General features: G+C 67.0%; 14 protein-coding genes. 8 read left to right on the top strand and 6 right to left on the bottom strand.

Annotated features, from left to right (window positions below):
* Complete coding sequence (locus tag P1K32_RS04480; RefSeq protein WP_220586596.1) at positions 1–270, bottom strand: MarR family transcriptional regulator; 270 nt, start codon at positions 268–270, stop codon at positions 1–3.
* A gap of 201 nt (positions 271–471) precedes the next feature.
* Between P1K32_RS04480 and P1K32_RS04475 the strand changes: the two genes are divergently transcribed.
* Positions 472–1,185, top strand: a complete 714-nt coding sequence (locus P1K32_RS04475; protein WP_276251514.1) for a class I SAM-dependent methyltransferase — start codon at positions 472–474, stop codon at positions 1,183–1,185.
* Between the two features lie 136 nt (positions 1,186–1,321).
* Positions 1,322–2,215, top strand: a complete 894-nt coding sequence (locus tag P1K32_RS04470) for a glycosyltransferase family 2 protein (RefSeq protein WP_276251513.1) — start codon at positions 1,322–1,324, stop codon at positions 2,213–2,215.
* On the opposite strand, the gene P1K32_RS04465 is transcribed toward P1K32_RS04470, so the two are convergent.
* On the bottom strand, positions 2,212–3,030 hold the full coding sequence (locus P1K32_RS04465) for an amidohydrolase family protein (RefSeq protein WP_276251512.1): 819 nt from the start codon (positions 3,028–3,030) through the stop codon (positions 2,212–2,214). The genes P1K32_RS04470 and P1K32_RS04465 overlap by 4 nt on opposite strands.
* A gap of 185 nt (positions 3,031–3,215) precedes the next feature.
* Between P1K32_RS04465 and thsA the strand changes: the two genes are divergently transcribed.
* On the top strand, positions 3,216–4,775 hold the full coding sequence (gene thsA, locus P1K32_RS04460; RefSeq protein ID WP_276252163.1) for a thermosome subunit alpha: 1,560 nt from the start codon (positions 3,216–3,218) through the stop codon (positions 4,773–4,775).
* A 683-nt stretch (positions 4,776–5,458) separates the two neighbouring features.
* Here the strand turns inward: thsA and P1K32_RS04455 are convergent.
* Complete coding sequence (locus P1K32_RS04455) at positions 5,459–6,214, bottom strand: SAM hydrolase/SAM-dependent halogenase family protein (protein ID WP_276251511.1); 756 nt, start codon at positions 6,212–6,214, stop codon at positions 5,459–5,461.
* The gene (locus P1K32_RS04450) at positions 6,214–6,777 is read right to left on the bottom strand and encodes a nicotinamide-nucleotide adenylyltransferase (RefSeq protein ID WP_276251510.1); all 564 of its coding nucleotides are present in this window, start codon (positions 6,775–6,777) and stop codon (positions 6,214–6,216) included. Before P1K32_RS04450 ends, P1K32_RS04455 begins: the two co-directional genes overlap by 1 nt.
* Before the next feature lie 171 nt (positions 6,778–6,948).
* On the opposite strand from P1K32_RS04450, the gene lonB reads away from it, so the two are divergent.
* Complete coding sequence (gene lonB, locus P1K32_RS04445; protein ID WP_276251509.1) at positions 6,949–9,057, top strand: ATP-dependent protease LonB; 2,109 nt, start codon at positions 6,949–6,951, stop codon at positions 9,055–9,057.
* The gene (locus P1K32_RS04440; protein WP_276251508.1) at positions 9,058–9,894 is read left to right on the top strand and encodes a CPBP family intramembrane glutamic endopeptidase; all 837 of its coding nucleotides are present in this window, start codon (positions 9,058–9,060) and stop codon (positions 9,892–9,894) included.
* Here P1K32_RS04440 and P1K32_RS04435 read toward each other — a convergent pair whose 3' ends face one another.
* Positions 9,895–10,365: an MGMT family protein gene (locus P1K32_RS04435; protein ID WP_276251507.1), complete on the bottom strand. Its 471-nt coding sequence runs from the start codon at positions 10,363–10,365 to the stop codon at positions 9,895–9,897.
* Positions 10,366–10,399: 34 nt separating this feature from the next.
* Positions 10,400–10,753, bottom strand: coding sequence for a hypothetical protein (locus P1K32_RS04430; RefSeq protein WP_276251506.1), 354 nt, complete (start codon positions 10,751–10,753; stop codon positions 10,400–10,402).
* 137 nt (positions 10,754–10,890) lie between these two features.
* Here P1K32_RS04430 and trpC point away from each other — a divergent pair, with 137 nt between their 5' ends.
* The 3 genes from trpC to trpA are packed head-to-tail and all read left to right on the top strand — an operon-like array spanning position 10,891 to position 13,780.
* Complete coding sequence (trpC, locus tag P1K32_RS04425) at positions 10,891–11,691, top strand: indole-3-glycerol phosphate synthase (protein WP_276251505.1); 801 nt, start codon at positions 10,891–10,893, stop codon at positions 11,689–11,691.
* The gene (gene trpB / locus P1K32_RS04420) at positions 11,688–12,950 is read left to right on the top strand and encodes a tryptophan synthase subunit beta (RefSeq protein WP_276251504.1); all 1,263 of its coding nucleotides are present in this window, start codon (positions 11,688–11,690) and stop codon (positions 12,948–12,950) included. The genes trpC and trpB overlap by 4 nt, the downstream gene beginning before the upstream one ends.
* The gene (gene trpA, locus P1K32_RS04415) at positions 12,950–13,780 is read left to right on the top strand and encodes a tryptophan synthase subunit alpha (RefSeq protein WP_276251503.1); all 831 of its coding nucleotides are present in this window, start codon (positions 12,950–12,952) and stop codon (positions 13,778–13,780) included. The genes trpB and trpA overlap by 1 nt, the downstream gene beginning before the upstream one ends.
* Positions 13,781–13,786 lie beyond the last annotated feature (6 nt).

Below are 13,786 nucleotides of genomic sequence, written 5' to 3'. Positions count from 1 at the left end.
TCAGGCCGTGAGGAAGTAGACCTGCTTTCGCGCGTCGGTGAAGCTGTATCGGGAGTCGACGAGTTCGGACTCTTCCAGGCGGTTCAGCGCGTAGCGGACGGTTCGGTCGGGCAACAGTGAGGTCTCGGCGAGCTGGCCCTGTGAGAGAGGCGCGTCGTCTTCCAGCACTTTCGCGACGAGCTTCGCGCTCGGTGGCAGTTCACGGAGCCGCTCCCGGAAGTCCTCCTGAGCGAACGGTGACGCCGACATATCCTCGGTGGTCGTACTCATACTGACCGATAACCAAGTACTACTGGTAAAACTTGGCTATATTCATGACCAAACAATACGGACACTATAGTATGTTTAATGTCTCCTTATACAATACTCGAATAGAGAAATTCCGCTCCCCGAGCTGTCGACTCCGGCACAGTTCGGGGGCCGAACGGCGATTCCAGTATCGTTTTATTCCCCCGGTGGGCACAATCGTGCGTGAAAGGGCAGGAGTGGTACCAGACCGACACCGTGGCCGAAGAGTACGAGGCCAAGCGATTCTCCCGCGGTGGCCGGCTCATCGACCGTCGTGAGAAGGAAGCGGTTCTTGAGGCCATCGGTCCGGTGGCGGACAAGAAAGTGCTCGAAGTCGCCTGCGGCACCGGGCGCTTCACCGTGATGCTCGCCGAGCGCGACGCCGACATCACCGGGCTCGACATCTCCGGGCCGATGCTCCAGCAGGGCCGCGAGAAGGCTCAGGCCGCCGGCGTCGACGACCACGTCGAGTTCATGCGCGGCGACGCCGCCAGGCTCCCCTTCCCGGACAACCACTTCGACACCGTGCTGGCGATGCGGTTTTTCCACCTGGCCGACACCCCCGCGGCCTTCCTCGCGGAGATGCGCCGGGTCGCCAAGGAGCAGGTCTTCTTCGACACGTTCAACCGGTTCTCGACGCGCTCGCTGTACAACTGGGCGCTCCCGATGGGGTCGCGACTGTACTCCCGCTGGGAGATCGACCGCCTGCTCGACGGCGCCGACCTCGAACTCGCCACGGAAGACCACGACTGGGTGCTCCCCTACGGCTTCTACCGGAAGATTCCCAACGAGCTCGCCTCCTCGTTCCGCTCTATCGATACGGCCATCGGCGGGACGCCACTGGGCGATAAACTCGCCTCGGTCTCCTACTGGAACACGCACGTCTCATCGCAGTAGCGGTCCAGGGGGCCCTGGCAGACAGGTGTCCGCACCGCCGTCGGACAGTTGCCCACGTCCGCCGACTGTGCTGTCCAGTCCCACGGTGTCCCGTCGCCCGCGAGTTTTATGCGGTTCCGGCATCGAATCGTGGAGCATGGAGCTATCGGTAGTGGTCCCGACGCTAAACGGCCGGGAGGAGCTGGCCGGCTGTCTGGACGCACTCGCCGAGCAGGTGCCCGACGCCGAGGTCATCGTCGTCAACGGGCCCTCTGCCGATGGCACGACCGGGATGGTCCGTGACCGGTCGGACGTGGACGTACTGGTCGAAATCGCGGCCCGGTCGGTCACCGTCGCCCGCAACGCCGGGCTCGACCGGGCGACGGGCGACGTCGTGGCGCTGGTGAGTCACATCCTCTCCGTCGAGGACGGGTGGGGTGAGGCCGTCCGGTCGGGCATCGACGAGCACGCGGCGGTGACGGGGCCGACCCACGAGCAACTCACCGCCGGTATGACGACCGAGTCCAAGGAGTCACGGACCATCGCCGGGCGCTCGGTCACCTACTTCAACGCCGGCAACGTCGCTTTCCGGCGCGAGGCCCTCGACGCGCTCGATGGCTTCGACGAGTACCTCCAGATAGGGAGTTCCCGCGACGTGGCCCACCGCCTGGCCGAGCGAGAGTACACGGTGGGCTGGGACAGCGGGATGTGCGTGCGCCGGGAGTTCGAGGCCGACGGCGGTATCCGCGAACGGGACTGGCACTGGAAGTACCGGTCGCTTTCCTACCGGCTGGTGAAAAACTACGGCGTCCGGCCGACGGTGGCTCGACGGATACTGAGCCACGCCGGTAGCGACGCCGTCGAGGCCCTGAAAGGCGTCGCAAAGGGGAACACGGCCCCGTCGCAGTGGTTCTCGACCGGACGGGACGTCATCGGGGGCGCGGGGGCGGGCAGCAAGGACGGCCTCCTCGTACGGTATCGGGGCGGCGAGAACCCCAACGGGCGGTCGGTCCGGGCTGACCGGGCCGTTGCAGTGTACGACTGGCGCTAGAACTGCCGGGGGGCGAGCGGTTCGACGACCCGGCCTGCGTTGTTCGAGAACACTTTCTTCATCGCGTCTTCGGGGACGTCCAGCGTGAGAATTTCCATCACCGCGACATTCGGGTGAGTGTGTGGCGAGCCGCTGCCAAACAGCACCCGGTCGGGGTGTTCGCGAATCGCCCGCTCCAGCGGGTCCCGGTAGCGGACGACGCTCGTGTCCAGATAGAGCCGGTCGTGGTCGGAAAGCAGGGCGATGGCCTCGTCCATCAGCTCAACGCGAAGCGGGTGGGCGCCGAAGTGGGCGAGGATGACGGGGATGTCATAGCCCAGCAGTTCGTCGGCGATAGTCGACGGAGGGACCTCCTCACCGCCGTGGACGAGCACCGGCAGGGCGACGTCGGCCAGCTGTTCGAGGACGGCATCGGTCGGCAGACCGTCCTTCCCCGGGTGGAGCTTGAAGCCGTAGAAGCGGTCGTCGTAGGCGTACTGCTCGATATCTTCTGGAGTCGTGTGGTCCCCGCCGCCCCGGTTGGTGAGGTTCCGCAGCCGCGAGCCGGCGCCGCCGCCCGGTTCGCGGGCACCGTCGATACGGGCGAAGGCCACCAGTGGCCGGCCGACCGACATCCGCGCGACGGCGTTGTTGGCCGTCAGATAATCGCCCTCGCGGGCGCCCGGGTAGACGACGGCACGGACGACCCCGGCCTGGTGCATCTCCAGTTCGAGCTGTTCGGGGTCGCCCAGCCCGGGTCGTGGCCGGCGCTCCTCGTCCGGTTCCACGCGTGCGTGTACGTCCACTACTCGAAAGCCGTGCTCCAGCTCCAGCATCTATATCACATGGGATGAACCCGCTAATAAATCATCGGGGCGTATCGGCCGGAGACCCACCGATGGGAGGGCGTATCGTACTCGCGTCCGTCGGTCGGCCCGGCCGCTCGTTCGATAGTTTTATATAGAACCGCTTGCGATGAATAAGGTGAGGTCACATCACTATGTCATCTGGCCAGCGGCGCATGGGCGGCCAGCCCCTCTTCATTCTCGACGAGGACGCCCAGCGCACACACGGGAAGGACGCACAGTCGTCGAACATCTCCGCCGGCAAAGCCGTAAGCGAGGCCGTACGCACCACGCTCGGCCCGCGCGGGATGGACAAGATGCTCGTCTCCGACAGCGGCGACGTCGTCATCACGAACGACGGCGCGACCATCCTCTCGGAGATGGACATCGAGCACCCGGCCGCACAGATGATCGTCGAGGTCGCCCAGACCCAGGAGGACGAGGTCGGCGACGGGACGACCACGGCCTCGGTCCTGGCCGGTGAACTGCTCGCGAAGGCCGAGGACCTGCTCGACGACGACGTCCACCCGACGACCATCGTCGAGGGGTACCACGAGGCCGCGGGTCTGGCCCAGGAGGCCATCGAGGGCGAAATCCTGGACGTCGAACTCGACGACGACACCCTCGTCGAGGTCGCTGAATCCTCCATGACCGGCAAGGGCACCGGCGACGTCGACGCCGGGCGCCTGGCCGAGGTCATCGTCGAGGCCGTCCGCCACGCCAAGACCGACAACGGGGTCCTGCGTGACAACATCGAGGTCCACACACAGACCGGCGCGGCCACCTCCGCGACGGAACTCGTCGAGGGCGTCATCATCGACGACACGCCCGTCCACGACAACATGCCCACCTCGGTCGCCGAGGCCGACATCGCGGTGCTGGACGCCGAGCTCGACGTCAAGGAGAGCAACGTCGACGCCCAGTACAACGTCACCAACGTCGACCAGCTCAACGCCGCCCTCGACGCCGAGGAAGAGGAGCTGTCGGGCTACGCCGAAGCGGTCGTCGACTCGGGTGCCGACGTCGTCTTCGTCACCGACGACGTCGCGGACCGCGTCGCCTCCCAGCTGGCGAAAGCCGGCGTCCTCGCCGTCGAGAGCGTCAGCTCCGGCACCGCGAAGGACATCGTCGAGACCACCGGCGCCAAGCGCGTCGGCTCCGTCGAGGACGTCGACGAAGACGCGCTCGGCTTCGCCGAGTCCGTCGGCGTCGAGAAGCACGGCGACGAGGAGGTTACCTTCATCCAGGGCGGCGCCGCCGCGGAGAAGGTCACCGTCTTCGCGCGTGGCTCGACCGAGCACGTCGTCGACGAGATCGAGCGCGCGCTCAACGACGCGCTTGACGTGACCATCGCCGCGCTCGACGCCGGCGGTGTCGTCCCCGGGGCCGGCGCGACCGAGATCGCCGCCGCCGACCACATCCGCTCGAAGGCCGCCTCCATCGAGGGCCGCAAGCAGCTCGCCGTCGAGGCCTTCGCCGACGCCATCGACGTCCTCCCGCGCACGCTCGCGGAGAACACCGGCCTCGACGCCATCGACGCCCTGGTCGACCTGCGCTCGCGCCACGAGAGCGAGGGCATCGCCGGCGTCATCAGCGAGGGCCAGACAGGCGTCGTCGACAACCCCATCGAGTACGGTATCCTCGACCCCGCCGCGGTCAAGCGAGAGGCGGTCGACTCGGCCACCGAGGCCGCGACGATGATCGTCCGCATCGACGACGTCATCTCGTCGAGTTAGACAACCGAGCGTCTCGTCGCGAGGTCCTAACTCGACTAGAGTTCGAGGAGAGCCAGAGTTCGCGTAGCGAACTCGGTCGGCGAGCGGCACAGCCGCGAGCAGCGAGGTCGCCTCGCGACCTCGAAGCGAACGGTGGAACCGTGAGCTAACCACCCGAGCGTTTCAGCGCGAGGGCTTCGGTAGACGGGCGTTCGAGTCCGTCGTACGCACTGGTCGGTTTTTTGATTCGTCGTCGACCGGTCCTTTTCGACTATCGCGAGACGCCGGCGACTGACCGAGCCGTCGGCTGTCGAGTGTGACGAACAGCGAAAGGGACAGACACGAGTTGGAGCTCGTGGCGCGGCGACAGCGTCGGTGTGACCGACGACCATGCCCACGGTACGTCGCCGCAGTAACAGATGGCACCGTTTGCCGGGGACCGTTGCCCGTTGTCGCGGCCCTCGCCACCCGGGGGCGGCGGTGGCCGGACACGGCGGACAACAGTTCCGCGACGCTGGTGTCAGTTCGTCGTGGTCTCACCTCCCGTGGCGCGTTCGGTGACCGCAGTCCGGCGAGCAGGCTCGCTCCGACCTCTCGGGGGCCTCCGACGTGTCAGCGGGGATGCCTGTTCGTCCGGCATACATTGTTTTAGGCACACCTAAAATACTAAAAACTGTCGGTTTTCGGTGGGCCTAAAACAACTGTCACCACTCGACGGTGACGGCGTCGCCCGCCGTGACGCCGAAGGCGTCGTCGCCGCGGCCCTGGTTGACGGCGAGTTCGACGTTGCCGTGGCTCCCGACGGTGACCAGCGGTTCGCCGACCTCGACGCCGGCGTAGGCCCGTCGGACCGGCGCTCGGAGCCCGTTCACCGTGACCGTCTCGCCGCCGTGGGCCGTCAGTTCCTCGCCGGAGACGTTGGTGATGGCGTTGCCGAACTCGTCGACGACGAGTACTTCCCCGCGAGCGCCGTCGCGGTTGACCGTCGGGTCCGGGAAGCGGCGGTCGACGTAGCCGTCGGTCCGGGACGCACGCGGCAGTTCGTCCAGCCCGGCGACGCCGTGGTTGTGGACGGTCGCCGCGGCGGGGGCGAAGACGTCCCGGCCGTGGAACGTCGAGCTCTCGGGGTCCTCGTAGGCCCAGCGGAACACCTCGATTTCGTCGGCCAGTTTCCGGGCGGCCGGGAGCAACACGCCGTTGTCGGGACCGACGAGCGCGTGGTCGCCGGCGCGGACGACGAGCGCGGCACGGTCGGTGCCGACGCCGGGGTCGACGACGACGCAGTGGACCGCCGGCGGGAAATACGGCAGCGTCTGGGTCAGCCAGAACGCCGCCGCCCGCACGTCCTGTCTGGGGAGGTCGTGGGCGATATCCACGAGGCGGGCGTCGCTTTGCTGGCAGATGACACCCTTCATCGCCGCGGGATAGGGGGAACCGAAGTCGGTGGCGAGCGTTATCATCAGTCCTCACCGAGGTCCGCTTCCTCGAGTGACTCGTCTTCGGCCACGTAGCGGGCCAGCGAGTCCGTATCGGAGACGTGCTGGAGCCGTTTGATACCGTTAATCTCCTCGATGGTCTCGACGACCGGGTTGGGGACGCGGTCCCGCCATGCGCGGTCCTCGATCATCCGCTGTCGGATGTCGCTGCCCTCCAGGCGGTCGCGGTCGAACATCGGCGACTGGCGAACCTCGATGCCGCTCTCCTCGAACAGCCGAACGACGAGGGGGTTGTTCGAGTACGCCACGTCGAAGTCCGGACACATGCTCTCGACGTGGCTCACCCAGACGGCGTTGCGGTTGATGTCCTCCAGCGGGACGACGTAGGTGGGCAGGTCGAACTCGGCGACGGCCTTCGTTATCATCATGATGCGCTCGCCCGCGGTGAACGGGTCGTGTGTCGTGTGCGAATCGTCGGCGCTCCCGATGCCCAGTACCAGTTCGTCGACCTCTTCGGCGATGCGCCCGACCATCGCGTGGTGGCCGTCGTGGTAGGGCTGGAACCGACCGATGTAGAACCCGCGCATACGGGAAGATGCGGTTGGTGGTCTGATAAACCCGACGGGCTTTCGACCGGTGTGGAGTTACCCCGGCCCGAACCGCCGCTGTCTGGCGGTTACGTGGGTGTGGTAACGGTGCCCTCGGGGAGAAAGTATATCAGTGGACAGGCCTTCCAAACCGATGTTAACAACGTTTGTATGAGCGACAACACCGACACTGACGCGGCTCCCGACGCCGACCGGGAGGCGACCGAACCCGAGGAGGAAGAGACGCCCGCCGCCGGCCAGCACGTGGCCGACGACGAGGCGTCCGACTCCGAGGGCGAGGCGCCTGACACCGGCGACGGAGCAACGTCGGACACGACGCTCGGCAGCGACGTCGAGATTGAGGGCGGGTCCGAATTCGAGGACGACGAAGCGCAACTGCTTGGCGGCCTCGACATCGACTCGACCGAGGAGATCGAGGTCCCCGACCGCCTCGTCGACCAGGTCATCGGCCAGGACCACGCACGGGACGTAATCAAAAAGGCGGCCAAGCAGCGCCGCCACGTGATGATGATCGGCTCGCCCGGGACGGGCAAGTCGATGCTCGCGAAGGCGATGAGCCAGCTGCTCCCGCGCGAGGAACTGCAGGACGTGCTGGTCTATCACAACCCCGACGATGGGAACGAGCCGAAGGTTCGCACCGTTCCCGGCGGGAAGGGCGAACAGATCGTCGAGGCCCACAAGGAGGAGGCCCGCAAGCGCAACCAGATGCGGACCTTCCTGATGTGGATCATCATCGCCATCGTCATCGGCTACTCGCTGATTATCGCCCAGCAGATTCTGCTGGGGATTCTCGCCGCGGGTGTCATCTATCTCGCCTTCCGCTACAGCTCGCGTGGCAGCGACTCGATGATTCCGAACCTGCTGGTCAACAACGCCAGCCAGAAGACCGCGCCGTTCGAGGACGCCACGGGCGCCCACGCCGGTGCCTTGCTTGGCGACGTCCGTCACGACCCCTTCCAGTCCGGTGGGATGGAGACGCCGAGCCACGACCGCGTCGAGCCCGGTGCCATCCACAAGGCCAACAAGGGCGTGCTGTTCGTCGACGAGATAAACACGCTCGACATCCGCTCCCAGCAGAAGCTGATGACCGCCATCCAGGAGGGCGAGTTCGGCATCACGGGCCAGTCCGAGCGCTCTTCGGGTGCGATGGTCCAGACGGAGCCGGTCCCGACGGACTTCATCATGATAGCGGCGGGGAACCTCGACGCCATGGAGAATATGCACCCCGCGCTGCGCTCGCGTATCAAGGGGTACGGGTACGAGGTGTACATGGACGACACCATCGAGGACGACGCCGAGATGCGCCGGAAGTACACCCGCTTCGTCGCCCAGGAGGTCGAGAACGACGGGCGCCTGCCCCACTTCACCGAGGAGGCTGTCGAGGAGCTCATCCTCGAAGCTCGACGCCGTGCGGGCCGCAAGGGCCATCTCACCCTGAAGTTCCGTGACCTCGGTGGGCTGGTCCGCGTCGCGGGCGACATTGCCCGCGCCGAGGACAAGGACCGCACCACCCGCGAGGACGTGCTGCAGGCCAAGCGTCGCTCCCGGTCCATCGAGCAACAGCTCGCAGACAACTACATCGAGCGCCGCAAAGACTACGAGCTCACGGTCAACGACGGCGACGTCGTCGGCCGCGTCAACGGGCTCGCTGTCATGGGCGAGGACAGCGGTATCGTCCTCCCGGTGATGGCCGAGGTCACGCCCTCGCAGGGCCCGGGCCAGGTCATCGCGACCGGCCAGCTCAAGGAGATGGCTGAGGAAGCCGTCCAGAACGTCTCGGCTATCATCAAGAAGTTCTCGGACGAGGACATCTCCGAGAAGGACGTCCACATCCAGTTCGTGCAGGCTGGTGAGGGCGGTGTCGACGGCGACTCCGCCTCCATCACGGTCGCGACCGCGGTCATCAGCGCACTGGAGAACGTCCCCATCGAACAGCATATCGCCATGACCGGCTCGCTGTCGGTCCGCGGTGACGTGCTCCCGGTCGGCGGCGTCACCCACAAGATCGAGGCGGCCGCCAAGGCCGGCCTCGACACGGTCATCATCCCCGAGGCCAACACCCAGGACGTGATGATCGAGGAGGAGTACGAGGAGATGATAGAGATCGTCCCGGTCTCGCACATCTCGGAAGTGCTCGAGGTCGCACTCGCCGGCGAGCCCGAGAAGGACTCGCTGGTCGACCGGCTGAAGTCCATCACGGGCAAAGCCCTCGAACACGAGGTCGGGCGACAGGGCAGCGGCAGTCCCAGCCCGCAATAGATGCCCCAGTGGGCCGCCTTTGTCGGCCTCACGGGCTTTCTGCTGACAGTGTTACTCGGGCTTTCGAAACTCTCCCAGCGCGCGCTCTCGGGTGAAAGCGGCGGCGTCACCGCCCGCACCGACGGGCTGGAACGACTCTCGACGGCCGGCCCCGCCGACGACACGTACCCGCGGTTCGAGACGACGCGGGCCGCCAGAGAGCGCCGGCACATCGAGGGGCAGCTCTCGAGCGAGACACTCTCGACGGGTGCCTTGCTGGCCAACGTCGCGCTCACGCAGGGGCTGTTCGGCCTGCTCTTGCTTGGCGGTGCGTTCTTCTTCGAGATACCCCTCGCCGCCTTCGGCGTTACTGCCGACGCACTCTCGACGGGGCTGCCCGCCGTCGGTATCGGGCTGGCGGCCGGCGTCGGCTTCTGGCTCGGCAACGAGTTCGCCGCGGCGGTCGCCGACGGCTTCGGTATCGGGGTCGACGAGTCCCTGCGCGAACTGCTCGCACCCGACTCGGCCGGTGGCTGGGTCGTCCTGCTGGGCGTCGTCCTGCCGATAATCGCTATCGTCGAGGAACTGCTCTTCCGGGCCGCCGCTATCGGCGTCCCCGTCGCCGGGCTCGACGCGCCCGCGTGGGCGATGGTCGTCGTCTCCTCGGTGGCGTTCGCGCTGGGCCACGGCGCCCAGGGACGGGTCGGCGTCGTCGTCACGGGCGCGCTCGGGGCGGCGCTGGGTGCCCTCTTCGTGCTTACGAACAGCCTGCTGGCCGTCGTCGTCGCCCACTATCTCGTCAACGCGCTGGAGCTCTGCGTCCACGAGGGGCTGGGGGTCAGGCGGCTGGGGTCGTAGTTAGAGCCCCTCGACGGACCGAAGCTTCTGCTCGACCGCCGGCGGGGCGCCGCTGGGGCCGTCGCGCACGCGGTGGTCGGGAATCAACAGCGGGACGGGATTGGCCGCGAGTGCTTCACGGACCTGTTGCTGGTCGTCCTGCTCGTCCGACCCCAGTCCCTGTGTCATCATCACGACCTGCTCGACTGACCCCTCCTCACCGTAGGGAATCTGCTGGACGGCTTCGAGGACGTTGCGCTGGTCGGTCGGCACCGTCAGCCCGACGGTCACGTCTTCGAACTCCTCCGTCGCCCCGCCGAGATAGGCCTCGATGCGGTCGAGCAGCTGGTGGCTGTCGTCGGCGTCTGCATCCGGTTGTGTCGGGAACGACACGGAGAGTATCCGGTCCCCGGCTTCGCCGAACTGGACGTGGCGGTCGAGATACGCAGACTCGCGCGCGTAGATGCCGGCGTCTCCCGATGGTGTCTCCATGGCGGACCAACGGCTGGCCGGCTCTTGTAACTGGCTATGGGTCCGTCTCCGGCTGGGGTGTCGTCCGACGGAGCCGGCTGTACCGGCGCGCCGACAGCACGCCGAGGAGGGCGAACGCGGCTGTCAGTCCGAGGACGGGCAGCGTCCCGTACCCGGTCAACACCAGCCCGACGCCGAACAGGCTGAGGATGGCGCTCTGAAAGACGTAGTACCACGGCGCGACCTCGGCCACCGTCTCGCTGACGCCGACTGCGAAGACGGCTGTCCCGACGAGGACGAAGGCAAGCAGCGGGACCGACCAGCCGGCAGTAACCGCCAGGCCGGTCACCGCTGCCAGCGCGAGCGCGGCCAGCAACCGGTACCGCCGTGGGAGCGATGTCTCGACCACGCTACGTGGCCTAACCGTCTGGCCAGTAAAAAGCCCACTGTGGGTGGGTGTGGCCAGCTTCCAGGGACCTCGCTCCGGTGGTGGCGGGACGACGGACGACAACACTTATGTACACTTCTGTACGTTAGTGTTCAGTAATGGAGTCCAACGGGCAGATGGCGCCGGAAGTACAGTCGATACTCGCGTCGGCCCGCGAGCGCGGGGGCGGCGGCGACCGCGTCTCGGTGGACGCGCGGTCGCTGCCAGCTGCGTTCGAGGCGGCCGAGGCTGACGGTCGCGTGCCGGTTATCGCGGAGGTCAAGCCGACGAGCCCGACTGCCGACGGCGAGCGCACCGACGACCCGGTCGAACTCGCCGAGGCGATGGTCGCGGGCGGCGCGGCGGCGCTGTCGGTGCTGACCGAGCCCGACCACTTCGGGGGCTCGGCCGAGACCCTGCAGCGGGTCCGCGAAGCCGTCGACGTCCCGGTGCTGCGGAAGGATTTCATCCTCCACGAGGACCAGCTGGACGTGGTCGAAGCCGACGTTATCCTGCTCATCGTCCGGTTTCTGGAAGAGGACGGCACGGACTCTCTGGAAGACCTGCTCTCGGCGGCCCGTGAGCGAGGTTTTCAGGTGCTCGTGGAGGCCCACACGGCCGCGGAAGTCGAGCGAGCGGTCGCGGCCGGCGCGGACATCGTCGGCGTGAACAACCGCGACCTCGCGAAGCTCGAAGTCGACCTGGAGACGTTCCCCGAGGCGGCCACGGCGGCGCCCGAAGCCGTCACGCTCATTGCGGAAAGCGGCATAGGCTCACCGGACGACGTCCGCCGGATGCGTTCGGCCGGGGCCGACGCCCTGCTGGTCGGCTCGGCCATCATGGACCACGGCGGCGATTCGGACGTGACCGAGAACACCCGGCGGTTGACGGACACGACACAGACGGACACACAGACATGAGTACAGACGACGCACACGACCCCAAGTTCGGCGAGTACGGCGGACAGTTCGTACCGGAGGCGCTGATGCCGGCCATCGAGGAGCTGGCTGACGCCTACGAGCGGTACGTACTGGAAAACGAGGACGGATTCATGGACGAGTTCCGGTCGCGACTGGCCGACTTCGGCGGCCGACCGACCCCGCTGCAGTACGCGGACCAGCTCTCCGAGCGCTACGACACCGACGTCTATCTCAAACGCGAGGACCTGCTCCACGGCGGCGCTCACAAGCTGAACAACGCGCTCGGGCAAGTCCTGCTGGCGAAGTACATGGGCAAGGAGCGAATCATCGCTGAGACCGGCGCCGGGCAACACGGCACCGCGACGGCGATGGCCGCGGCCCATCTGGATATGCCCTGCGAGATATACATGGGCGAGACCGATATCGCCCGCCAGCGGCCCAACGTCTTCCGGATGAAGATAAACGGCTCGGAGGTCGTGCCGGTGACCGTGGGCCGGGGGACGCTCAAGGAGGCCATCTCGGAGACCATGCGGGAGTGGGCGACCACCGTCGAGAACACCCACTACGTCATCGGGTCCGTCGTGGGCCCGCACCCGTTCCCGAAGATGGTGCGGGACTTCCAGTCGGTCATCTCGGAGGAAGCCCGCAAGCAGGCCATCGAACAGACCGGCGGGCTCCCGACCGACGTGGTGGCCTGTGCCGGCGGCGGCTCGAACACGATGGGCGCGTTCGCCGAGTTCGTCGAGGACGAGGACGTCGCACTGCACGCCGTCGAGGCCGGGGGCTCCTCGCTCCAGGTCGACGAAGACGAGGGTGTCGCCCCGAACTCGGCGACCCTCTCGACCGGGGACGAGGGGGTCCTCCACGGCGCTCGCACGAAGCTCCTGCAGGACTCGGACGGCCAGATTATGGAGTCACATTCGGTGTCTGCGGGGCTGGACTACGCCGGCGTCGGGCCGGAACTCGCCCATCTCGTCGACGAGGACCGGGTTCGGCCGGTCACCGTCGACGACGACATCGCACTGGAGGCGTTCCACCGCCTCTCCCAGGACGAGGGTATCATCCCGGCGCTGGAGACCGCCCACGCCTTTGGCTATCTCGAGAAATACCACGACGACCTCGGCGACACCGTCGTCGTCAACGTCTCCGGTCGCGGCGACAAGGACCTCGAAACTGTCATCGAGGAGACGACCAAGCGCGACCTGGACATCGCGCCCGACATGTCAATCCTCCAGCGGATGGGCGGGAGTGGTCTCTGATGGGGCTCGAATCGGCCTTCGGGGACGAGCCCGCCTTCGTCCCGTATCTCGCCGCGGGCGACCCGAACTACGAGGACTCCCTGGCCTACGTCGAGGCCCTCGCTGCCGGTGGCGCCGACGCCATCGAACTCGGTCTCCCCTTCTCCGAGCCCATCGCCGAGGGGACGACCATCCAGAACGCCATCGTCCGCGCGCTGGAGTCGGGGATGACCGTCGAGCGGTTCTTCGAGTTCGTCGAAGACCTCGACGTGGACGTCCCGCTGGTCTGTATGACCTACTACAATCTGATTTATCAGTATGGAGATGCGGAAGGTCCCCGACCCTTCGTCGAGCGGGCAGCTGACGTTGGCCTCGAAGGGTTCGTCGTGCCCGACCTGCCGGCCGAGGAGGCCGGCCCGCTCCGGGACGCGTGTGACGAGTTCGGGCTCGACCTGGTCTTCATCGTCGCGCCGACTACCACGTCCGAACGGCTCGAACGGATGCGCGAGCAGGTCTCCGGCTACGTCTACGTCCAGGCCCGTCTGGGCGTCACCGGCGCGCGCGACGACGTCGACGACGCCACCGAGGAGTCGCTTGCCCGCATCGCCGACTGGGACGTGCCAAAGGCCGTCGGCTTCGGTATCAAGACCGGCGACCACGCCGAGCGTATCGTCGGCGCCGGTGCCGACGGCGTCATCGTCGGCTCCGCGCTGGTCGATATCGTCGCCGAGGGCTACGAGAACGGCGACGCGACCGACGAGGTGGCCGGTCGACTCGAAGCGCTGGCCCGAGAGTTAAAGGCAGGCGCGCTGCGGGGGGCACAGGAACGGCCGCAACCGGAACGAACTTAATCGTTC

Source organism: Haloarcula rara (genome assembly GCF_029338235.1).
GTDB lineage: Archaea > Halobacteriota > Halobacteria > Halobacteriales > Haloarculaceae > Haloarcula > Haloarcula rara.
Note: the sequence above shows the minus strand (reverse complement) of the source record. Positions and strands in the feature narration are given on the sequence as shown.